The 23,810-nt window shown below is 49.4% G+C and carries 14 protein-coding genes; 7 read left to right on the top strand and 7 right to left on the bottom strand.

The window, feature by feature from the left end:
* Positions 1–67 precede the first annotated feature (67 nt).
* Positions 68–1,495 carry a sigma-54 dependent transcriptional regulator gene (locus DW096_RS13615; RefSeq protein WP_005834908.1) on the bottom strand — a complete coding sequence of 476 codons (1,428 nt, stop codon included), beginning with the start codon at positions 1,493–1,495 and terminating at the stop codon, positions 68–70.
* 93 nt (positions 1,496–1,588) lie between these two features.
* On the opposite strand from DW096_RS13615, the gene DW096_RS13610 reads away from it, so the two are divergent.
* From DW096_RS13610 to DW096_RS13580, 7 genes are all read left to right on the top strand, one after another.
* On the top strand, positions 1,589–2,428 hold the full coding sequence (locus tag DW096_RS13610; RefSeq protein ID WP_117866638.1) for a peptidylprolyl isomerase: 840 nt from the start codon (positions 1,589–1,591) through the stop codon (positions 2,426–2,428).
* 24 nt (positions 2,429–2,452) lie between these two features.
* The gene (locus DW096_RS13605) at positions 2,453–3,691 is read left to right on the top strand and encodes a pitrilysin family protein (RefSeq protein WP_005834912.1); all 1,239 of its coding nucleotides are present in this window, start codon (positions 2,453–2,455) and stop codon (positions 3,689–3,691) included.
* A gap of 1 nt (position 3,692) precedes the next feature.
* On the top strand, positions 3,693–5,036 hold the full coding sequence (locus DW096_RS13600; protein ID WP_008665947.1) for an MATE family efflux transporter: 1,344 nt from the start codon (positions 3,693–3,695) through the stop codon (positions 5,034–5,036).
* Between the two features lie 4 nt (positions 5,037–5,040).
* The gene (locus DW096_RS13595; protein ID WP_005828587.1) at positions 5,041–7,335 is read left to right on the top strand and encodes a hybrid sensor histidine kinase/response regulator; all 2,295 of its coding nucleotides are present in this window, start codon (positions 5,041–5,043) and stop codon (positions 7,333–7,335) included.
* A 107-nt stretch (positions 7,336–7,442) separates the two neighbouring features.
* Entirely contained in the window at positions 7,443–11,993 is a 4,551-nt protein-coding gene (locus tag DW096_RS13590; protein ID WP_120028814.1) for a translocation/assembly module TamB domain-containing protein, read from the top strand.
* Between the two features lie 9 nt (positions 11,994–12,002).
* Positions 12,003–14,357: a BamA/TamA family outer membrane protein gene (locus tag DW096_RS13585; RefSeq protein ID WP_016274230.1), complete on the top strand. Its 2,355-nt coding sequence runs from the start codon at positions 12,003–12,005 to the stop codon at positions 14,355–14,357.
* 125 nt (positions 14,358–14,482) lie between these two features.
* Complete coding sequence (locus DW096_RS13580) at positions 14,483–15,394, top strand: nucleotidyltransferase (protein ID WP_005834919.1); 912 nt, start codon at positions 14,483–14,485, stop codon at positions 15,392–15,394.
* Between the two features lie 44 nt (positions 15,395–15,438).
* Here the strand turns inward: DW096_RS13580 and DW096_RS13575 are convergent, their stop codons facing one another.
* The 6 genes from DW096_RS13575 to DW096_RS13550 form a co-directional block, all read right to left on the bottom strand.
* The gene (locus DW096_RS13575) at positions 15,439–17,109 is read right to left on the bottom strand and encodes an ABC transporter ATP-binding protein (protein WP_022402241.1); all 1,671 of its coding nucleotides are present in this window, start codon (positions 17,107–17,109) and stop codon (positions 15,439–15,441) included.
* A 22-nt stretch (positions 17,110–17,131) separates the two neighbouring features.
* Positions 17,132–18,295, bottom strand: a complete 1,164-nt coding sequence (locus tag DW096_RS13570; protein WP_044467568.1) for a nucleotidyltransferase family protein — start codon at positions 18,293–18,295, stop codon at positions 17,132–17,134.
* Positions 18,296–18,303: 8 nt separating this feature from the next.
* Entirely contained in the window at positions 18,304–18,570 is a 267-nt protein-coding gene (locus DW096_RS13565; RefSeq protein WP_005834925.1) for a PqqD family protein, read from the bottom strand.
* Between the two features lie 12 nt (positions 18,571–18,582).
* Positions 18,583–19,023 (bottom strand): S24/S26 family peptidase, encoded by a 441-nt coding sequence (locus DW096_RS13560; protein WP_016274227.1) that lies wholly within the window; start codon positions 19,021–19,023, stop codon positions 18,583–18,585.
* A 26-nt stretch (positions 19,024–19,049) separates the two neighbouring features.
* Positions 19,050–19,976 carry a hypothetical protein gene (locus tag DW096_RS13555; RefSeq protein ID WP_016274226.1) on the bottom strand — a complete coding sequence of 309 codons (927 nt, stop codon included), beginning with the start codon at positions 19,974–19,976 and terminating at the stop codon, positions 19,050–19,052.
* 246 nt (positions 19,977–20,222) lie between these two features.
* The gene (locus DW096_RS13550; RefSeq protein ID WP_120028813.1) at positions 20,223–23,801 is read right to left on the bottom strand and encodes a fimbrillin family protein; all 3,579 of its coding nucleotides are present in this window, start codon (positions 23,799–23,801) and stop codon (positions 20,223–20,225) included.
* Positions 23,802–23,810: the final 9 nt, after the last annotated feature.

Genomic DNA, 23,810 nt, shown 5'->3' with positions numbered 1-23,810 from the left:
CAAAGTGTGGCATAGTGTGGAAAAGTGTGGAATGTGTGGAGGGGAGTGTGGAATAATTCCACACCTTTTAGTCGGATATGTTATAAAGCTTCAACTTGTTGTACAGCGTTTTGCGGTCAATGCCCAACAGTTGTGCAGCGCGGCTCTTGTTGTTTCCCGTCTGCCGCAAGGCTTCGATGATTTGATGCTTCTCTGCCTCCTCATTGCGGAGAGGGATACCGATGATGGCCGGTGCGGGTTCTTTCAGTTCATTCAGTTCGTTGATAGTAATGAATTTGCCTTGTGCCAGCAAGGTTGCACGGCGTACCATATTCTTCATTTGGCGTAGATTGCCGGGCCAGGGATATTCCAATAGGGCGCGGGATGCCTTGTCATCAAAGCCGGTCAGTTGCTTGTCCATTTCGCGGTTGGCCTGGTCCAGAAAGAAATTGGCAAAGAGCAGGATGTCTTCACGGCGGTCTTTGAGTTGCGGCATGCGTAGGGTGAATTCATTGATACGGTGATATAAATCTTCACGGAACGCCCCTTTTTCGATGGCTTGCTCCAGATTTTCGTTGGTGGCGGATACCAGACGTATGTCCACGCTTATCTCTTTGTTTGAACCTACCGGACGTATCTTGCGCTCTTGCAAAGCACGCAGCAACTGTATTTGCACTTCATAGCTCAGATTACCTATCTCATCCAGGAAGATGGTACCGCCGTTGGCTTCGACGAAAGCGCCCGTTTTGTCGGTCAGTGCGCCGGTAAAGGCGCCCTTTATGTGCCCGAAGAACTCCGAAGCGGCCAATTCTTTGGGAATAGAACCGCAATCGATGGCTACAAACGGCTGGTCGGCACGCTTGCTGAGCTGGTGGATGCGGTGAGCTACGTATTCTTTGCCCGTTCCGCTGGCACCATTGATGAGTACAGACATATTGGTAGGTGAAACCAGTTTCACATAATTGTAGAGTTGTTTGGCTGCGTCGCTCTCTCCCTCAAGGAAGTCGGAGGAGGACAATGAGCCTTCTGCACCCTTCAGAGGCTGATTTTTCATCTTGTCGGAATGCATCGTCTGTTTGGGTGAAACGGATGGTCTGTTTGGGGTAAACGCATCATCTGTTCGGGACGAATGCATCATCTGTTTCAAAGCGGAGGATGATGCATTCAAGGCTTCGCCTATTTTTTTCAGTAATTCGTCCGGGTTCACAGGCTTGGCAATGTAATCGCAGGCTCCCAGTTTCATGGTTTGGACGGCCGACTGTATGTCAGCGTATCCTGTCATGATGATAAGCGGTATTTGCAGGCCGTGTTCGCCCAGCCATTTCAATAAGTCAATGCCATCCTTGTCGGGCAGGCGCAGGTCAGACAATATCAAATCTACGGTTTCCGACTCAATATGTTTTTGAGCACGGGCAATGCTGCTGGCGGAGGTTACTTGGAAACCTTTTTTGCCGAGCCATGTTTTTAGCATCATGCCGTAAGTAATATCATCTTCTACAATTAATATGGATGTCATTGCTTTAGCCTTTTATCTCTTTTATGTAGGCAAAGGTAAGTGCTTTTGTCTGATTTTAGTATATTTGCAAACTTAAATTAAATAAAAAACAAAATGAAAAGAAATCTTATTGTATTATTAACTATACTGGTTTGCGGTCTGGCTGCTTGCAAGCCGGGACAAAAGAAAGAGGAAGATATGGAAAAAGAAACGAAGCTGAAGATTGAAACAAGTGCGGGTGACATCACCGTGAAACTGTATAATGAAACCCCGAAACACCGTGATAACTTTATCAAGCTGGTGGAAGACGGCACGTATGAAGGTACGCTGTTCCACCGTGTCATCAAGGACTTTATGATACAAGCAGGTGACCCGGAATCGAAGAAGGCTCCGAAAGGCAAGATGCTGGGGGCAGGCGACGTGGGTTATACCGTTCCTGCCGAATTTGTTTATCCGAAGTATTTTCACAAAAAAGGTGCTTTGTCGGCTGCACGCCAGGGTGATGAGGTGAACCCCGACAAGGCATCATCCGGCTGCCAGTTCTACATTGTGACCGGAAAAGTGTATAATGACTCTACCTTGCTGGGGATGGAACAGCAGATGAATCAGATGCGCCTGAACAATGCTTTCAACGCGTTGGCGCAGAAGCATATGAAGGAAATCTACAAGATGCGTAAGAATAATGACCAGGACGGTCTGATGGATTTGCAAGATTCCTTGATTGCGCAGGCAGAGGCTCAGGTTGCCAAGGAACCGGAGTTCAAGTTTACCCCCGAGCAGGTGAAGGCTTATACTACCGTGGGCGGTACTCCGCATTTGGACGGTGCATATACCGTGTTCGGTGAAGTGCTGGAAGGTATGGATATTGTTGATAAAATACAGAAGGTCAAGACTGACCGTAACGACCGGCCCGAAGAGGATGTGGTTATTAAAAAAGTGACAGTGATAGATTGATGATAGATTCTGTCATTCCATTTTATGAAGATAAACAAAAAGATATTTGACAACGGTCTGCGGTTGGTGCACAATGAGGACACCAGCACGCAGATGGTTGCCTTGAATATTGTTTATGATGTGGGTGCCCGTGACGAACATCCCGAGCATACGGGTTTTGCCCATCTGTTCGAGCATCTGATGTTCGGAGGTTCGGTGCATATTCCTGATTATGACGCTCCTTTGCAATTGGCAGGCGGGGAGAATAATGCATGGACCAATAATGATATTACCAATTACTACCTGACGGTTCCAAAATCGAATGTGGAAATCGGCTTCTGGCTGGAGTCCGACCGCATGCTGGAACTGGCATTCAGTGAGCAAAGTCTTGAAGTGCAGCGTGCGGTGGTGATGGAGGAATTTAAACAACGTTGCTTGAACCAGCCGTATGGTGATGTGGGACATCTGCTTCGTCCTTTGGCTTATCAAACGCATCCTTATCGCTGGCCTACTATCGGGAAAGACCTCTCTCACATTGCCAATGCCACGCTGGATGAGGTAAAGGAATTCTTTTTTCGTTTTTATGCACCTAATAATGCAGTGCTGGCCGTTACCGGAAATATTTCGTGGGAAGAAACGGTTAGGCTGACAGAAAAATGGTTTGCTCCCATTCCCCGTAGGAATGTGCCCGTAAGGCAATTACCGCAAGAAGTTGTACAGACGGCAGAACGCCGGCAGACGGTGGAACGGAATGTTCCTCTGGATGCTTTGTTCATGGCTTATCACATGTGTAGCCGTGAGGATGCCGATTATTATGCCTTCGATATTCTGTCGGATATTCTGAGCAATGGACGTTCCAGTCGCTTGACCCGCAGGCTGGTGCAGGAGCAGAAGTTCTTTTCCAGTCTCGATGCCTATATCTCCGGTACACGGGATGCCGGCCTGCTGCATATCAGTGGAAAACCATCTGCAGGCGTATCTTTGGAACAAGCCGAGGCTGCTGTCCGGAAAGAGTTGGAAGAGTTGAAATCCGGGTTTGTTGGAGAGCAGGAATTGGAGAAAGTAAAGAACAAGTTTGAGTCTACACAGATATTCGGCAACATCAATTATCTGAATGTTGCCACGAATCTTGCCTGGTTTGAACTGACCGGGCAGGCGGAAGACATAGACCGTGAAGTGGACAATTACCGCTCTGTGACGGCAGAACAGCTTCATAGGGTCGCCCAACAGACCTTCCGCGATGAAAACGGGATTGTGCTTTATTACCAAAAAGAAAACCTTTAGTATGAAAAAATTATTTGATACGTATAAGCAGCACTATAAAGCATTGCTTCTCCTGGGGCTACCCATTGTGGTGGGGCAGTTGGGAGTCATTGTGCTTGGTTTTGCCGATACGCTGATGATTGGGCATCACAGCACGGAGGAACTGGGTGCCGCTTCTTTCGTAAACAATCTGTTTACTCTTTGCATTATTTTCAGTACGGGCTTCAGCTACGGGCTGACACCGGTTGTAGGGGGCTTCTACGGTAACCGCCGCTTTGCCGAGGCAGGGCAGGCGTTGCGGTGTAGCCTGGTTGCCAATGTGCTGGTGGCTTTGTTGCTGACTCTTGTCATGGCTGTTCTCTATTTCAATGTGGAGCGGCTGGGACAGCCCGGAGAATTGTTGCCTCTAATCAAGCCTTACTATCTGGTGTTGCTTGCTTCACTGGTCTTTGTCATGCTGTTCAACGGTTTCAAACAGTTTACGGACGGCATCACCGATACCAAGACGGCCATGTGGATTCTGCTCGGAGGGAATGCGCTTAACATCGTAGGAAACTATATACTTATCAATGGAAAGCTGGGCTTTCCGGAGATGGGACTGCTTGGTGCGGGTATCAGCACTTTGTTCTCCCGCATTGTGATGGTGGTGGTCTTTGCGGCGATTGTGCTTCGCGGCCGCCGGTTTATCCGTTACAGGCTCGGCTTCATGCGGCTGGGGTGGTCGATGCCGATGTTCAGGAAGCTCAATGCACTGGGCTGGCCCGTGGGTATGCAGATGGGTATGGAGACCGCTTCCTTCAGTCTGAGCGTCGTCATGGTGGGCTGGCTGGGGACACTTGCCCTAGCATCGCATCAGATAATGCTTACTATCTCTCAGTTCACCTTCATGATGTATTATGGCATGGGCGCTGCGGTTGCCGTGCGTGTCAGCAACTTCAAGGGGCAGGGAGACGGGCAGAATGTGCGCCGCTCGGCGTATGCCGGCCTTCACATCATCCTGTGTATGGAGGTGGTGTTGCTGGGTATCGTCTTTGCGCTTCGCGGTCAGGTAGGGGGATGGTTTACGGACAATGCGGAAGTGTCCGGCATGGTTGCCGCTCTCTTCTTCCCGTTCTTGATTTACCAGTTCGGCGATGGGTTGCAGATTAACTTTGCCAATGCCCTGCGCGGCATCTCGGATGTGAAACCGATGATGATTATTGCATTTATATCCTATTTTATTATATCTTTGCCCGTAGGGTACCTTTGCGGTTTCGTTTTCGGTTGGGGGCTGACGGGAGTCTGGATGGCTTTCCCGTTCGGACTGACCAGTGCGGGAGTGATGCTGTGGTTGAGGTTCCGTAAACAGACCAGGGAAAGGATTTGATAGTATGAATAATGTCTCCAAAGTAAAGATTGCCGTAGGCTACACTTTGTTGCTGGCGGTATTGTTTTTTTCCTTGTTTTTCGTACACCGGGAAATGGAGAACCTTATTCTTACTGATGACCGCGATGTACAATGGACAGACAGCGTGCTTGCTTTGATACGCGAGAAGGATACCAATACGATAAAAATGCTGCGCACGCTGAGTGAGGCGAATGACAGCATGGTATCCACCAGTGACATTGAGCAGATAATTGCCCAGCAGGACTCGGTAGTGACCCAGCAGCGTGTGCAGCACCGTATCATTACACATCGGGATACCGTCGTGACACGCCCTCGGAAGAAGGGGTTTTTCCGTCGTTTGGGTGAAGTGTTTGTCCCCCCAAAGAAAGATACGGCTATCCAGGTAAAGACCTCCCTTGAATTTGCAACGGATACGGTGATTGAACCCTATAATCCGGCCGATTCTTTGCATGAGAAACTGCGTGCCGTGGCCCAGCAGAAAAAAGCTGTAAACACTGTTATACAGCGACGTAAACGCTATCTGCAACGCTTGGACCATATGCTGACCGCTCGTATTGACAGCTTGCTGAAAGATTACGAGACGGAAACTCTGCTGCGTGCACGGACGGAAGCCGAGTATCAACAAGCGGTCCGACGCCGTTCGGCCAAGATTATCAGTGGCATTGCCGTAGGTGCGGTGTTGCTTTCCGCTTTTTTTCTTATTATCATCGGCCGCGACATAACCCGAAGCAACCGTTACCGTCGTGAGTTGGAAGAGGCCCGTCGTCGTGCCGAGGATTTACTCGCTGTCCGTGAAAAACTGATGCTTGCCATTACCCATGATTTCAAAGCCCCGCTCGGTTCTATTATGGGCTATGCCGACTTGCTTTCCCGTCTGACGGTGGATGAGCGTCAGCGGTTCTATCTGGACAATATGAAAACCTCATCGGAACATCTGCTGAAGCTGGTCGTTGATTTGCTCGACTTCCATCGTCTTGATTTGAACAAGGCCGAAATCAACCGGGTCACCTTTCATCCTTCCCGCCTGCTTGAAGAGATACACGTCAGTTTTGAACCACTTACGGCTGCCAAAGGACTGGCGCTTCATTGCGACATTGCCCCGGAGCTGGGCGGTACCTATATTTGCGACCCCTTGCGTCTGCGCCAGATTATCAACAATTTGCTGTCCAATGCCGTGAAGTTTACGGACCAAGGCAGTGTTACCATGACTGCCCGTTACGAGGACCGTCGACTGGTAGTTGCCATTGCTGATACCGGTAAAGGTATGGAACCTGCCGACCGGGAACGTATCTTCCAGGAGTTTACCCGCTTACCGGGTGCTCAGGGTAAAGAGGGGTTTGGACTTGGACTTTCCATTGTCCGTATGCTGGTACAGTTGCTTGAAGGCACGATTGATGTAGACAGTGTGCCAGGCAAGGGAAGCACTTTCACCATATATATTCCTATCTATCCCGTAAGGAGTGAAGGACGGAGAATGAAGGATGAAGAATCGGGATGTGCTGCCACGCCGAATGGCAATTCTTCATTCCCCGTTCCTCATTCTTCACTGAAGAATGTCCTCCTTATCGATGATGACCGTATTCAGCTTACCCTTACTGCCGCCATGCTTCAGCAGAGTGGTATAAATTCTGTCTCTTGTTTACAACTGGATGAACTGCTGGATGCCTTGCGCACTGCAACCTTTGATGTTCTGCTTACTGATGTGCAGATGCCTGCTATTAATGGTTTTGATTTACTGAAACTGCTTCGTGCTTCGAACATACCGCAGGCACAGTCTGTTCCGGTGATTGCTGTCACTGCCCGCAGTGACATGCAGCGTGAGGAATTTACGGTGCATGGATTTGCCGGATGCCTGCATAAGCCGTTTACCGTCAGTGAATTGCTACATGAATTGAATATGGAGGACAAAGGGATGGAGGTTATGGAAGTTTCGGAAACTTCGGCTTGCCCGGGGTATAAATTCTCTTCGCTCACTGCTTTTTCGGTCGATGACCCCGAGGCGGCAAAGTCCATTCTGGAAAGTTTTGTGGCTGAAACCCGCCTCAATGCGGAGCGTTTGCAGAAGGCTGTGGAGAATGAGGATGTGGACGAGATGGCTGCTGTCTCCCACAAAATGATTCCCCTCTTTACTTTAATTGGAGCAGCGGAACTGGTTGCATTGCTGAAACTGTTGGAAACTTCTCATGGAGTGCCTTTTACCGGAGAGTTGAAAGAACACGCCCTTGCCGCCCTCGTTTTGATAGAGGATGTCATTACTCAGGCAACAGCTTTTCCGTAATGGGGGAACAGAGAAGAATACGTGATTTTTCTCTGTCGGGAACCAAATGTCGAAAGAAATTGTTTACTTTGTAGGACTTTTAAATACGATGAAAGATTGACGTTCCGATGAGAAGAAAATGGTTGAGAACAGCACTGTGGGTGTTGCTTACTCCTATTATACTGTTTATAATATTGATGATATTGCTTTATGTGCCTCCCGTACAGAATTTGATACGGAAGCAGGCTACGGCAATTGCATCAGGTGCTACGGGTATGGACATATCCGTGGAGCGGATTGACCTTCGCTTTCCTTTGAATTTGTTGGTCCGCGGTGTATTGGTGGTACAGCCTGCCGACAGTGCTGTTGATGTGCAGCATCCCGATACCTTGCTGAATCTTGGAAGTTTGAACGTACGGGTACAGGCATGGCCTTTACTCAAAGGGAAAGTGGAGGTGGATGACATTACCTTGAAACAAGTTGCTGTCAACTCCTCCAATTTAATGGAAGGTATGTGCATCAAAGGAGTACTGGGGCATTTCTTTTTCGAAAGCCATGGCATAGACCTTACAAAAGAAGATGCCATCCTCAATAATATAGAATTGAGCGATACCCATGTGCAGGTGATGCTTGTAGATACCACTGAGACTCCCAAGGACACTACTGACACTGCGTTAAACTGGAAAGTCACACTCCATACTCTGAAGTTGAAGAACGTCTCGGTCGATTTACAGATGCCATTGGACTCCATGGGGCTGAAAGCCCATATAGGAGATGCTGAGATTGCGGACGCTGCTGCCGACTTGAAACACCAGTTCTATGGCTGGAGAAAATTCCTGCTGACTGGAACTTCTGTCAATTATGATACCGCTGGCCCGGGGAGTGCGATAGGCTTCGACCCCTCGCACATTGCTCTTCGCGACATTCGCCTGGGCATTGATTCTGTGATGTACTACGGCAGAGATATGAATGCCGTTATCCGGGAATTTTCCATGTATGAGCGTTCCGGTTTGAGCGTCACCTCCCTGACCGGGCGGTTGTTTGCCGATTCTACCGTTATCCGTATCCCTTCTTTGAAGTTGCTGACACCTCATAGTGAGATGAACCTTACGGCACAGACTTACTGGGAACTGATAAATATACCTACCACCGGCCGTCTGACAGCCCGTTTCAATGCCCGTATCGGCAAACAGGATGTACTGCTTTTTGCCGGTGGCTTGCCGGAAGCTTTCAAGGAAGCCTATCCGTTCCGTCCGTTGGTGATTCATGCCGGTACGGAAGGAAACCTGAAGCAGATGCAGATTTCCCGTTTTACGGCTGAGCTGCCCGGAGCCTTTTCGTTGAGTGGGGGAGGAGAATTCTGGAGCTTGACCGACAGTGTGAAACGCAATGGAAGCATGGACTTCGAAATGCATACGCAGAACTTGAACTTCCTGACCGGACTAGCTGACATTGCTCCCGATGGCTCCATCATTGTGCCGGACAGTATGCACCTTGCGGCACGTCTCGGTATGGAGGGGGCGCAGTGCACTGCCGCCCTGAAACTGAAGGAGAAGGAAGGCGCCTTGAATTTGGACGCCGCCTATAATCTTGCTACGGAAGCCTACCATGCCGACCTTGCCATCAACAACTTGCAGGTGCATCACTTCCTGCCCAAGGACTCTATCTATACTCTTACGGCAAAGATGTCCGCTAAGGGGCAAGGGGTGGATGTGGCATCACGAAAAACTGTGGCCGCTTTGAATGCCTCCTTGGAAAAACTACAGTATGGCCATTGGGACATTTCCGGTGTAGATGTGCATGCCGGACTCAAGTCATCCGTTGCTACCGTCCGTCTTGCCAGCGATAATGTCCTTCTCAAGATGCAGGGAAATGCGGATATGCGTCTTGACCGCAGCTATCTGGATGGCGCTTTGGATTTAAATGTGGAAGAGGTGAATCTGCATAAGCTGGGTTTGGTGCCCCGACCATTGAAACACCCGTTTGCCTTTACAATGGGAGCGGAGGCACGTCATGATTCTCTCAAGTTGAGGCTTGATGCCGGTGACTTGAATCTGCGTTTCCGCGCTCACAGCACGTTGAAGAAGTTGATGGAACAGTCGGATAAATTTGTCTCTATCCTGACAAAGCAGATTGATGAACGGCGTTTGGACCATGCCGCTTTGCGCCAAGTCCTTCCTTCAGCGGGCATGCATCTGGAAGCCGGTAACCAGAATCCCGTCAGCTATTTCCTGGCTGCAAAGGGTATTTCCTATAATGATTTCAAACTGAGCTTCGGATTTACTCCGCAAGTCGGCATCAATGGACGTACAGCTGTTCACGGATTGCGCATGGACTCCTTGCAGCTCGATACGATATTTTTTACAGTAAAGCAGGATACTGCCCGCATGAAGTTGCAAGGTGGTGTCATAAACGGTCCCAAGAACCCGCAGTTTGTGTTCCGTAGCACACTGACGGGTGAAGTCCGTAATGAAGATGCGGAACTGACTGTGGATTATGTGAATGGAAAAGGGCAGACCGGTGTTCTATTCGGTATTAATGCCCGTCCGTTGACCGAAGGACACGGTCGCGGTAATGGTGTGCTGCTGAACCTTATTCCTGCCGAGCCGATTATCGCTTTCCGTAAATTCCACTTTGCGGACAATAGTAACTGGATTTATCTGCATAAGAATATGCGCGTCTATGCCAATATTGATATGGACAGCGACGATGGTCTGTGTTTCCGTATGCAATCCGACAAGAATGATACCCTTTCCTTGCAGAATATAAACGTAGAACTGAGCCGATTGCGCTTGGATGAACTTACGGAGGTACTTCCTTATATGCCCCGGCTTACGGGATTGTTCTCCGCCGAAGCAAATTATATACAGACTGCCACTTCCCTGCAGGTGTCCGCCGAAGCCAATGTAGAGAAACTGACCTACGAACGCCAACCGGTTGGAGACATCGGCCTGGGGGCTACCTGGTTGCCGGGCGACAAGAATACGCACTATCTGAATACCTATTTTACATATGATAATGAAGAAGTGATGACCGCCGACGGTATCTTGACGCAGAAGAACGGAAAGGATACCCTGGAAGTGTCCACCCGTTTCGAGCATTTTCCATTGAAGATGGCCAATGCATTCATCCCTGACCAAACGGTGGCCTTTACCGGAGATATTGATGGAGGGCTTTATATTTATGGTTCGCTGGACAAGCCTCAAATGCATGGTGATATTGTTTTGGACAGTGTGTCTGTCTATGCACGCCAGGCGGGAGCACGTTACTGGTTCGACAACCGTCCGGTACAGATAAAGGACAATCAGTTGATATTTGATAAGTTTGCCATTTATACCACCAGCAAGAATCCGTTTACGATTGACGGTAAGGTTGATTTCCGGAATATGGAGCGTCCTACTGCCAACCTCAATCTGCTGGCAGAGAACTATACGTTGCTGGATGCACCGCGTACTCGCGAAAGTCTGGTGTATGGAAAGGTGTTCGTCGACTTGCATGCCACGGTGAAGGGGCCGCTTGACGGGCTCACGATGCGTGGAAACATGAATTTGCTGGGCAATACCAACGTAACCTACGTGTTGACCGATTCCCCTTTAACGGTGGAAGACCGTCTCAGTGGGCTGGTTACCTTTACCTCGTTCACCGATACGACGTCGGTAAAAGCAGATGAGGTTCCTGCCATGTCTTTGGGAGGATTGGAAATGTATATGTCCGTCCATATTGACGATGCTGTCCGTCTTCGTGCCGACTTGAGTCCCGACCGTAGCAAATACATCGAACTGGAAGGTGGCGGTGATTTGAATATGCAGTATACTCCCCAAGGGGATATGAGCCTTACCGGACGCTATACCCTTTCGGGTGGCGTCATGAAATATTCGCTGCCTATCATCCCGTTGAAGGAGTTCCAGTTCAATCCCGGCAGTTATGTGGATTGGCGGGGGAATATTATGAATCCTACGCTGAGCCTGAAGGCTACGGAACGTATGCGTGCTTCTGTGGCCGATGGTGACGGGGACGGTTCGCGCATGGTGAACTTCGATGTTTCCATTTCCATCAAGAACAGGCTTGACGCTCCCGATTTGATATTCGATATTTCGGCGCCCGAAGATGCCGCAGTAGAGAATGAGCTGCAGGCAATGGGTGCAGAAGAGCGTAGCAAGCAGGCCATTGCCATGCTTGCCACGGGTATTTACCTGAACAGTGGTGCCAAAGGAGGAGGTTTGTCAATGGGAGCCGCCTTGAACTCAGTACTTCAGAGCCAGATAAACTCCTTGGCGGGAGGTATAAAAGGGGCCAATATCAGTGTAGGTGTGGAAGACCGTACCTCTGCTGAAACGGGTGACACGCAGAAAGACTTCAGTTTTCGTTATTCCCAGCGTTTCTTCAACGACCGCGTACAGATAGTCATCGGTGGAAAAGTGTCCACCGGGGCCAATGCCACGAACGATGCGGAATCATTCATTGACAATATATCGCTGGAATACCGTCTTGATGCGTCGGGTACTCGATATGTCCGTGTATTCCATAATAAAAACTACGAAAGCATACTCGACGGTGAGATAACCGAAACGGGTGTCGGCCTTGTGCTGCGCCGGAAGATGGACCGATTGAGTGAACTCTTCATCTTCAGGAAGAAAAAGATAAAACCGGAGGCTGAAAATAGCGATATGAAAAAGTAGGAATGTGATATGAAACGACTGATATTATATATTGCAGGATTGATATTTCTGGCAGGTTGCTCCACCACGAAGCACTTGCCCGAGGGGGAGATACTCTATACCGGCCAAAAGCCGATGATTGTATTGAACCGCAGTGAAACGTCTGTTGGTGAGATTGCTATGGAAGAGGTGGAAGCCGCCCTTGCTACGGCACCGAACAATTCGTTGCTGGGAAGCTCTACTATCCGCTATCCCTTTCCTTTCGGACTGTGGATTTACAATGGTTTCCAGAAGTATGAGAAGGGATTCGGAAAGTGGATATTCAATAAATTTGCCGCCACTCCGGTGCTTATGTCTACGGTGAATCCCGATATACGCCAGAAGGCGGCGGTTAACTTGCTGCGCGATTATGGCTATTTCAACGGAAGCGTCAGCTACAAGACATTTATCGACCCGAAGGACTCGCTGAAGGCAAAGTTGCAATATACGGTGAACATGCGTAACCCCTACTTTATAGATACGGTATATTATCGTGGTTTCAGCGAGCGTACCACTCGCATTATGGAGCTGGGACGCCGACGTTCCCTTATCAGTTCGGGAGAACAATTCAATGTGGCTGATTTGGATGGGGAGCGTACCCGTATCAGTACCCTGCTGCGTAATGTGGGCTGTTATTATTTCCGTCCCGACTACCTGACCTATCAGGCCGATACCATGATAGTTCCCAATGGGCATGTCCAGATGCGCTTGATTCCCGTTCCCGGTATGCCAAAGGTAGCCGAGAAGCAGTTCCGTGTGGGGCGTAAATCCGTCTATCTTCTTGGAAAGCAGGGGCAGGAACCCAATGACAGCATGGATTACAAAGGCTTGACCATACATTACTACAACAAACCTCCGGTACGTCCCAACATGCTTTACCGTTGGTTGAACTATCAAGGTTATCGGCGGAAACGTCAGATACAGGACAGCGCAGGTATTGCCCGCCAGCGTTCTATGCAGAGTTTGTATAGTTTGTACCGTCAGACCCGTATTCAGGAGCGTCTGGCAAGCGTCGGTATTTTCCGTTATGCGGAGATGCAGTATATACCGCGTGATACGGCGTTTGTGTCTGATACATTGGATGTGAGGGTCATTGCCGCGCTCGATAAACCCTACGATGCGGAGTTGGATTTTAATGTCACCATGAAGAGCAATAACCAGACGGGACCGGGTGCCGCTTTTACGGTGACGAAGAACAATGTCTTCGGTGGCGGTGAAAGCTGGAATGTGAAGTTGAACGGTTCGTACGAATGGCAGACGGGCAAGGCAAGTTCTTCCTTGATGAACAGTTATGAACTGGGTATCTCCACTTCGCTTATCTTTCCGCGCGTGGTGTTTCCTAGGATGGGCGACCGTGAGTATGACTTCCCGGCTACAACGACTTTCCGTTTATATGCCGACCAGATGAACCGTGCCAAGTATTATAAGCTGCTGGCTTTTGGCGGTAATGTCACTTATGACTTCCAGCCCAAATCGACTTCCAGGCACAGTATAACTCCTTTCCGGTTGACATTCAATGTACTGCGCAATCCTACTGCCGCTTTCGATACGTTGCGTGCCGAGAATCCGGCACTCTACGTTAGTTTGCGCGACCAGTTCATTCCTGCCATGGAGTACACCTATACTTATGACAACGCTTCCGTGCGCGGCAAGCGTAACCCCATCTGGTGGCAGACCACCGTTGCGTCGGCCGGTAACCTGACTTCTGCCGTCTACCGTATTTTCGGCAAGCCGTTCAGTGAGGAAGGAAAGAAGCTTTTCGGGGTACCTTTTGCACAGTTCTTGAAGCTGAACTCGGAATTCAGGTACCATTACCGGATAGACAAGAACCAGATGATAGCCTCGCGTATTGCCGGAGGGGTGATATGGTCGTATGGCAACGCTACGACCGCACCTTATACGGAACAGTTCTATATCGGCGGTGCCAACAGTGTGCGCGCCTTTTCTGCACGCAGTATAGGTCCGGGCGGCTATCCTCCCGAGACGGATAGGAAATATACCTATATCAACCACGTGGGTGATATTCGCATAGAAGCCAATATCGAGTATCGCTTCCGTATGATTGCCGACTTGCATGGAGCGGTGTTTCTGGATGCCGGCAATGTATGGCTGATGCGTAAGGACGAAAATCGCCCGAACGGTGAGTTCACCTTGAAGAATTTCCCGAAACAGATTGCTTTGGGTACGGGATTCGGCTTACGCTATGACCTGGACTTCCTTGTTTTCCGTCTGGATTTGGGTATCGGGCTTCACGACCCGTATGATACCGGAAAGTCGGGATATTACAATATTCCTAAGTTCAAGGATAGTATGGCACTGCATTTTGCCATCGGTTATCCGTTCTAAATGTACGTTTTTGAACGGATAGTGGTAAAGAATGAACTAAAACTCCCTTCTGTCAGCCATAAATTTTTGTACATTTGCAACCGTTATCAACTGTGATACACTAACCTTTTTAAATAATAACTAATATGAAACCAACTTTATTCTTATTGGCAGCCGGTATGGGCAGCCGTTATGGTGGCTTGAAACAATTGGACGGATTGGGACCGAATGGCGAAACTATCATGGATTATTCTATTTACGATGCCATCAATGCCGGTTTTGGCAAGCTCGTTTTCGTAATCCGTAAAGATTTTGAACAGGACTTCCGCGACAAGATTATTTCCAAATACGAAGGCCATATTCCCTGCGAACTGGTATTCCAGTCCATAGATGACCTTCCTGAAGGCTTCACCTGCCCCGAAGGCCGTACCAAACCTTGGGGAACCAACCATGCTGTAATGATGGGTGCCGATGTAATAAAGGAACCGTTTGCTGTTATCAATTGCGACGATTTCTACGGTCGTGACTCCTTCCAGGTAATGGGCAAATTCCTTGCAGCCCTTCCCGAAGGCTCCAAAAACGTATATTCCATGGTAGGCTTCCGCATCGGCAATACGTTGAGCGAGAGCGGTACCGTATCCCGTGGATTGTGTGGAACGGATGCGAACAACCTGCTGACTTCCGTAGTGGAACGTACCAAGATTCAGCGCATGGACGGTGAGGTGAAGTACATCGACGATAACGGTGAATGGACTGCCACTCCCGAGACGACTCCGGTCAGCATGAACTTCTGGGGTTTCACTCCCGATTATTTTGCTTACAGTGCAGAGTTTTTCAAGAGTTTCTTGAGCGACCCGAAGAATATGGAGAACCTGAAAAGCGAATTCTTCATCCCGCTGATGGTGGATAAGCTGATTAACGATGGCACTGCTACCTGCGAAGTGCTTGATACAACCAGCAAGTGGTTCGGTGTGACTTATCCCGAAGACCGTCAGAGTGTAGTCGACAAGATTCAGGCTTTGGTGGATGCGGGCGAGTATCCTGCGAAGCTGTTCTGAGTTTGTTAACCAAAGGCAGATACCCGTTGGGGCTTATTCTCTGATTATAATCGGACAATAGATTCGCATGCCTCCGCTACTGCCGGATGGTGGGTGACGAAGATACATGTTTTGCCTGCGCAGTCTCTGCGCAGGTTTTTTATTAACAGCCGTTCCGTGTCGGGGTCGAGGGCAGAAGTGGCTTCATCTAAAAGAAGAATGTTTCCGGGGCGTAGCAGAGCGCGGGCAATGGCGATGCGTTGGGCTTGTCCTTCACTGAGTCCACCACCTCGTTCGCTGAGTGGGGAGTCTACGCCGTCGGGAAGGTGGAAGACGAAGTCGGCGGTGGCGGTTTGCAGGGCTTGATATATGGCTTCTTGAGAAGCTTGTGGGTTTCCCATCAGCAGGTTGTCACGGATAGTTCCGCTGAAAAGGGTATTGCCTTGCGGGACATATACGAAGTTCTTGCGGGTTTGCGGAGAGACGGTATGACTGGTTTCAAGTGGATGTTTGGCGGGTATCAAGAGTATCTGTCCCTCTTGTGGCGTTGCCAGTGCCAACAATAGCCGGATGAGCGTTGTCTTTCCTTTTCCTGTTTCTCCGACTATAGCTATGCAGCTACCGGCGGGGAAACGGCAGGAGAAGCGGCTGAATACCGGACGGTCATCGGGAGTGTAGCGAAAAGTCACGTCTTTCAGTTCCAGTTCCGGGGTAGAGGCGAGGAATATGCTGTCACCATCCGCTTCTGCCGGCAGTCTTTCCAATTCCAATAGCCGGTCTATGGCGGTAAGGGCATTGACTACGGAAGGTATCAGGCGTGAGAGGTCGAACACGGGACGCTGGACTTTTCCTACCAATTGCAAAAAGGCGGTCATCGTTCCGAAGGTGATACAGCCTGCGCTGAGGTGAACGGCTCCCCAAAGAAAAGCCGTGAGGTATCCGCCGGAAAAGGCAAGGGCCACTAACATGTGGGCAGAAAGCGAGAAACGGGTACGTCCCATGACTTGGCTGTGGAGCATGTCTTGCAAGTCATCGAGTTTGTCCAGATGCCGTTCGCCTTGTTCCAATGTTTTAATCACTATGCGATGTTGCAGGCTCTCTTGTATGACGGACTGGATGCGACCGTCACTGTTCCGAATATCATGTGTATAGCGTTTCATTCGTCGCATATAGAAACGGCTGCCTGATAGAAAGACGGGCAAGATGGCAACAATCAGCCATGGCAGTGAAGGGTCTAAAAAGTAGAAGAATAGAAAGGCTGCCAGCAGTTGTATACTCGTGACGATAAATGCCGGGACAGAAGAGGTGAGCAATGTGACGATGGCGGTGGTGTCTTGTTCTACCCGGTTCACTACGTCTCCGGTATGGAAACGCTCCAATTCGTTCCAGCGGCTTTGCAGTAAGCGCGAGAAGAGGCGGTGGCGAAGGGCGTTGCCCGTCTCTATCTGCATACGGGTACTTATCCAAGTGTCAGCAGCTCCGCACAGTAATTGGGCAGTCAGCAGGACAACGGTGAGAACGGCGATATGCGTCAGGTTGTCGTCTGTTATTCCGGTAGCGGTGTCTATCACCCGTTTGGTTGCATAGATAAAGGCTAGGGCAAAGGCCACGCCCAGAATGCCGGTGAGGCAACTTAGCAGGATACGTCCGCGTTGTTCGGCAGATACCTCTCGAATATACCTAAGTTTTTCACGTCTGTCCTTTTTCACTTTTTTGTCCTTCTGTTGCTTTTTCATTCCTTTTATTTTCCGGGTTCTTTTATTTCTTTGTCCTTGCTTTCTTGTCTTTTACTCCTTTTGATCGGTTTATTTGTATAGCTATCGTTCCCCCTATCAGAGTCACGGGATACCAGAGTGCTTCGTACGGTGCAAATTGACGCAGTTCGTTGCAGCGTCGGGTGGCGCGGCAGAAGGTGTACCACTTTCCTGCCCAATATCCTTTGGGGCGTGGCTTGATGCGGTTATCATGTTGCCCGAAGTTACCGGTAGACAGGATGTCTTCCAATAATTGTTCTCCTATCTGCTTGGTGCCTTCCAAGGGGAAAGGAAGCCGGTTAGCGGGCAATCCCAGTCGGGTGACGGCAATGTAGCCGAATGCTTGTGCGGCATGCAATAGTCCGAGGTCCTGCAACTGGCGAAGCAGGGTGGTGGCATCTATTTCTTTGTGGCGATTGGCAAGCAGACAAGTCCAGTCGCATAGCTGGCGCAGGCCGATTCCGCTGTTCAGGAAATGTACAAAGGCATGCAGGAAGATATAAAGTGCATTGAAGGTGGCCGGAGGTATGGCGATACTGACGGCCTTCGAGTCCTCTTTCCCGGTTTCGGAGAATAGGGCATAGTCTGTTTCCTGCGGGTACCATTTTCTGATAATCTGCTGAAAGTGCCGGTTGGCAAGCGGACTGTTCAGCCGGAGGATGATGCGGTGGTTCTCGATGTGTACTCCTTTCAAACTGTAGCTGGCATGCTTGTCGGACGCTTCTCCCTCGACTATGGCGCCTTGTTGCAGCAGGAGGCGATTGGCTATGGGTTGCCCTTGTTTTCCTAAATAGATGTCGATGTCTCCGCATTGCCGGTGCAAGGGAGTGCGGTAGTTGGTGCCGATGCCTTGCCCTTTCAGCAGTACGGGATGCAGCCCGGCTTCCCGGTAAAGGGTATTGAGTTCGGGCAGAAGCTGGTTGAGGCGTTTGTTGGCTTGTTCTATCTGTGCAGTCCGGGCAGCCCATTTCAGATAGAGGACGCGTGGAGGGCGCAGTTCGGCCGGCAGACTGCTTATGCCGTCAAAAGTCAGTGCAAGCAGGGCTTGTGAGTTTGCCATGCGGTACACGGTTTCCCAGTCGTCCGGCGAGACCGACCGGAAGAGTTGTCGGTCTGCCGGAGTGCCCCACAGGCCGGAGCGTACCAATGAAAAGAAAGCGTGTTGCATATCCGTCCTTATTCTATGATTCCTTCGCGGTCAAGGGAGTCGATAAACTTCTGCGCATCGCGACGGGCCGATTCGTTATCTACATCATAGCGGCTGGTCAGGGCTTCTGTCACGCTGTCTGTATCGAACTCTTTGTTTTCTATCTCTTGCCAAAGCATGGCGGAAGTTTGGTTCAGGCTGATGACTTTGCTGAAGTCCACGTTCGACGAGCCGTCTTGCATGATGATGTAGTCATCGCCTATCCGGTGCAGGATAAATCCTTGTTTGATTTTCATGGTTATTTTGTTTTATATTCTTCTGAACAGGGCGAGCAGCCAGCGGCGAGCGGGGTTTAGCTTCATCCACCAGTAGGAGTAGAGCTTCCAGACTTTGCCGTCGGCGGTGTACCGTTTGTCTTTTCGCATGGCTTCGGTCATGACGCCCATTACCCGTCCGATGTCGGTTTCTTCGGTCTGGGCGAGGTTGCCGTCGCCTTGCAGGATGAGTATGTCTCCGTTCCGACGGATGATGCGGTGAAAGACGATGCGTTCCGTCAGGTCGCGTGCCAGTACGGTGACGCCCGGTTGCAGCTGTTCTGTGGTGAAATCGCCCAGTGTCACCCGGTCACGGCGGTCCACTAAGAAAGGATTCATGCTGTTGCCCCGCACGGTGATGGTTACTGTATGTCCCTCTTTGATGAGACGCGCCACTTCGGGAAGCAATATCTCGTTGGGAATGCTTTTCTTCATCGGCTGTTCAGTTCATCATTCATAACTTATCCTTCTACCGTCTTTCTGCAAAGTTCCGTCGCTTCACGGTCGGGTAGGCATTTCAGATGATAGACGGGTGCCAGCGTGGCAAGTTCCGTCACAGTGGCGACAATGGCGTTATAGATTTCCTTGTTCTGCTTTAGGCAAGAGCAGGAGGGGAGGAGGGTGGCGAAAGCATGTGCTGCTCTCTCTTGCTCTATTTCATTCTGCGGTGCTTGTTCCAAGCGGACGAAGGCGCCTACGGTCATGGATTCTTTCCGATAGCAAGGTGTCTTTCCGCTCCACGGAGAACCGAAAACAGTGGCTTGCTTGCCGAGGCTGTCCACATGTACTATCGGATTGTCATCGTTCAGTAGATGGCAGTCCGAGAACTGTTGCAGCCAGAGCCCGGTGTGCGTACTTTTGCCCGTGCCGCTTTTCCCTAAGAAGAGGTAGCCTTTGCCTGTTTCAGTAGCGACAACCGAGGCATGCATCAGCAGTGTATGGTGGCGGGCGGCATTGAAGGCATAGAGCATCATCAAGAAGTTGTTCAGTACGAAGTTCGTTTCGTTTTCCGGAGCCGGTGTTTCTGTCCTGCAGGCCGGTAGGTGGATGAAGCATTGCCTGAAGTTATCGTTGCACTCCATCCAATAGTTTTTCCCGCTTTTCCGTGGGGTGATGGATACAAGGTGTGAGCTGTGGGGCAAAGGGCGAATGATGCAATCGGCATCTTCCCAGTTGAAACATATATCATCGGGAGTTTTCGCTATGGTTCGTTTTGTCGTTGTTTCGTCATCGTCTATCTCTGTTTCAAAGATTACTTTTTGCGTCGTGTCTATTGTTGTGATGAACGGAATCAGTGAAGGCAGCGCCTTGAATATATTGAAGTCGGAAGGTTTCACCATGCGAAAGGTGTGCGGTCCTACTTGATAATCCAATATCTGTATTCTCATATGTTTTGATTGTTAGTTGTTATTCATGATACTTTGGGCTACTCAGAAAAATAATGAATGTTTGTGTGAATGAGGAAGATTTGAGAGATTTTTCAACTGTCTTGTTGTCATTCTTTAGACGCGGAGGACGCAGATCTATAAAAGAAAATCCGCTGTCCGCCGCATCTAAAAGATAGTAATAAGGCGATTCCGATATCTCTTCGTTTGGTTTGCGAGGATATATTGCTTCCTTTCTTAGAATTTGGCTTATCGGTTCTCCTGACTTGTTTGGCCAACAATATATTCTTTCCTCCCATCACCGACTTTGTGGGCTGCTGTATATACACTGCCGTCACGGGTAACCTCGTAGCCTGTTACCAAATAGGACTCATTGTCGTCCATATTCGGATTTGCCGGGTTGAAATTGATGAACGTTCCACCGGACACCTGGATGCTGGCAGTGTTCTTGTCTGTATTCTTTAAGTTCAGTACCCAGTATCTGCCATCCGTGTCGTTGTTGGGTGTACCATATTTGCCGGATTCAAATGTTCCTCCATAGATATTGATTTTCCCATTCTCTCTTGCATAAATCAGGTCTATCTGGGTGTTCAGTTTCTGGGTGTTATAGTAAGAACCGCCATGAATATTTACTGTCCCGTATCCTCGGGCTTCAATTACCATGCGATAACCATCGTCTTTCGCTGTAGCAGATGCATCGCACTTCACATTGCCGTTGCCTGAAATGTTTAGTGTTCCGTTCTGTACAGTAAAGATTTGTGTGAAAGGAGTGGCATCAGCTGTTTCTGAGGAATTGATGATGTCGTGGCCATTCAGGTTTAAGTTTGCCGTTGCGTTTGCAGCATTCAATATGTAGCCTGTGGCAAGCTCCGTCTTGGCGATGTTGATATTTGAGAGAAGTTTTATATCCACAGTTGCGTTGGTTGCCATGTACTTCAGTACGCTTGGGTCGGAGAATGTACCGCCGGAAACAGAGATGATACTTTGGGCATTTTCGGTTCCCACGGATGCATCTACCTTTAAGTCACCGTTGAAAGTACCGCTTGTGATATTCAGCTTCATAAGTTCGGTATTTCCTGCACTCTTGGAAATTTCCACTTTTCCATTGATGACGCTCGTACCGCTTACCGTAACCGTGACTCCAGCAGTGTACTTTGCATAGCCGCATACGTCGAATGCAAATTGATTCGCATTGCTTCCTGCGTTGATAGTGGTATTGTTGATGCTTATGTTGCCACAATTGTTGCTTACTACGTATTGGGCATTTGTGTCTTCTACTGTCATATTATCTAATGTCAGGTTGCAGTAGTTCTGAATCATGATTTTGTTGTTGTCACTCTTCAGCGTTCCGTTCTTGAAAGTAACGTTTGAACCTTCGAGTAATTGACAGCTGTTCGTTTCGGTGCCGGTGGAACCTACGGTCGGGTCAGCAAGTGTAAGAATCTTGCCGCCTAAGTCCATCGTCAAGGTTTGTCCGCTTGTGGTCTTGAATCCCGGGCAGGTCTTGTCGGCGGTCAACTTTATGTTCACATTTGCATTTGCCTTCATGTACTTCAGCGCGCTTGGGTCGGAGAATGTACCGCCGGTAACGTTGATGACCGGTGTATAAGTGGTGCCTTCTGTGATGAGTGACTTTGCTTCGGCAATCAGTGTACCGCCTTTGATGTTTACTGTGGCAATGCCATATGCTCCACTTACGTTGATGGCGGCGCAGTCCAGTCCTCCGGTACCGTCGCCCCAGTTGCCGGTGCTACCTGTGCCTTTACTGGTAATCAAGGCTGTACCTTCCACATTCAGAGTGCCTCGTTGGATGCATACACCTCCTGCGGCACCATAAACCTTGCCGCCACTGATGGTCGTTGTGCCGGATTGGGGCAGATAGACTGCATAGTCAGCAGTAGAAATGAGTTCTCCGTCTGTGATGTTGATGATGGAGTTCTGCGTCTTGTAATTGCCGTTGCCTGCCACTGCAAACCATCCGGCTTCTATCTTGCCGCCTGTCATGGTGAAGTCTCCACCGTCCGTCACTCCGACGCCATATTGGCCGTTACTGTCCGGAGTCTCTCTGACTGCACTGATGTTGCCGCTTTCCATGGTCATGGAGGCATCTTCACCGGCTATTTCAATCAGACTGCCATTATAAGAAGCCGCTGTATAATCCTGGCTGGCAACTATCTTGCCTTTCTTCTCGGTAGAGCTGTCCTTCAGTGTCATCTTGCCCAAGACGATGATTTTGCCTGTTGCGCTGTTGTCGGCAGTCAGTGTATATCCGTTCAAGTCAAGAACCACGGACTTTCCGGCGGGTACACTGACGCTTTGCCCTGTGATGTCGGCATCGGCGGACAATTTAAAATCTTCGCCGTTGGCGAAAGCGGTCTTTAGGACTGCCACGTCGGATTGAACTACAAATTTGCTGTCGATTGTTGCCGGAAGTGATGCTTCAGTTCCTTTTATTATATAGATTGTGGTATTGCCGGCATCGTGTACCAATTGTTCTACCTTTCCATATATCTTCAAGTTACCGCCTTTTACGGTCAGCTTCTTTACGGTGACGCCTGCATTGATAATCAATGTCTGCTGGGCGGTAGTGGCAGTCACTTCATTGTAAGTGGCTTTATTGCCTACTGCTGCCAATGTAACGGTGGTGCTTGGCATGGTGATGGCTACAGAAGGAGCTTCTTGCTCTGCTGTGGTTTCCGGCACAGCCAAGGATACACTGTTGGTGGCAGTGGCGGCGGGAGTACTTACGCTGGTATTGGTCTTGTCGGTCAGCTTTAACGGGGCAGAAGTGCTGGTTGTCGGGGCTGTATTGAACGCTAGGTTGATGTCCGAGTTCTGTAAAACCGGGATGGCGATGCCGTCGTTGCTGCCAGAAGTGGTATTGAAGCTGCCGCTGACTGCAATGTCGGTTACAGTTGCTGCTGTCGGTGCTTCTTGTGGGAGATTTTTTGAATCAGCTAAAGCTGTACTAAGCGCACTGGGGGTTGTAGCATCTACAACAACGCAATCCAAAGGAGGTACTACCAATATGTCTCTTCTCCCTAAGATTTTGTCATTAAGCGTCTTGGTAAAATATACCTTGTCGCTTCCATTCGTCAGTTGGGCAGTGATGGAACTATAAGTACCTGTGGGCAAAGGAATGTAGAAGTTGCGAGACTTTATATCAGCTGAGGCTGTGAAGGAGGCGGTGATTTCCTTGCTTTCATCGCTCGTTACTGCCAGTATCGGGTCTGCTGCGGTTAAGTCTACCGTACAAGTACCTGCAATGTTATTGGAGGCAATAATCTTGAAAGTAGTGGCCTCTGCCGGAATCTTGTTGATGGTCAGTTTTATCATGGCTGCCATGTGCTTGAAGGACAGAGCGCTCAGATTGTCGGGATTTGTCACCTTGGCATACATCGGGCCATTGCTGCTGCCGTTATAATTTGTAAGCGTGGCAGGTAGAGTCATGGTCAATGTATTGCCGCTTACGCTCATGTTTTGTTGGTAAGGATAGATGGAGAATACAGCCGTTTCTCCGCTTGGCTTGCTGCCGTTGAAAGTGGCGGAAGTTTGACCAGCACCGCTTGCATATTCTAATTTTGTATTGCTATAATTACTTTCTGCATTACTACAGAACAACCCTAGGGCATCGGTATCTTGCCATAGAATCTTGTATTCATCGTTTACGGTAGTACGGGTGTCGGTACCTGCGCCTTCAAACGTTGCGTTAACGGTGATGTTTCCTTTCCGCCCGCTGTTTTCAAATTCCTCTTGGCTGCAACTGAATGCGGTCAAGGCAGCAGTTGCCATGCAGGCAACTTGCATAAGGTTTCTTAATTTCATCATAATGAAGTC

Origin of the sequence: Bacteroides sp. AM07-18 (assembly GCF_003602695.1) — a bacterium.
GTDB lineage: Bacteria > Bacteroidota > Bacteroidia > Bacteroidales > Bacteroidaceae > Bacteroides > Bacteroides uniformis.
Note: the sequence above shows the minus strand (reverse complement) of the source record. Positions and strands in the feature narration are given on the sequence as shown.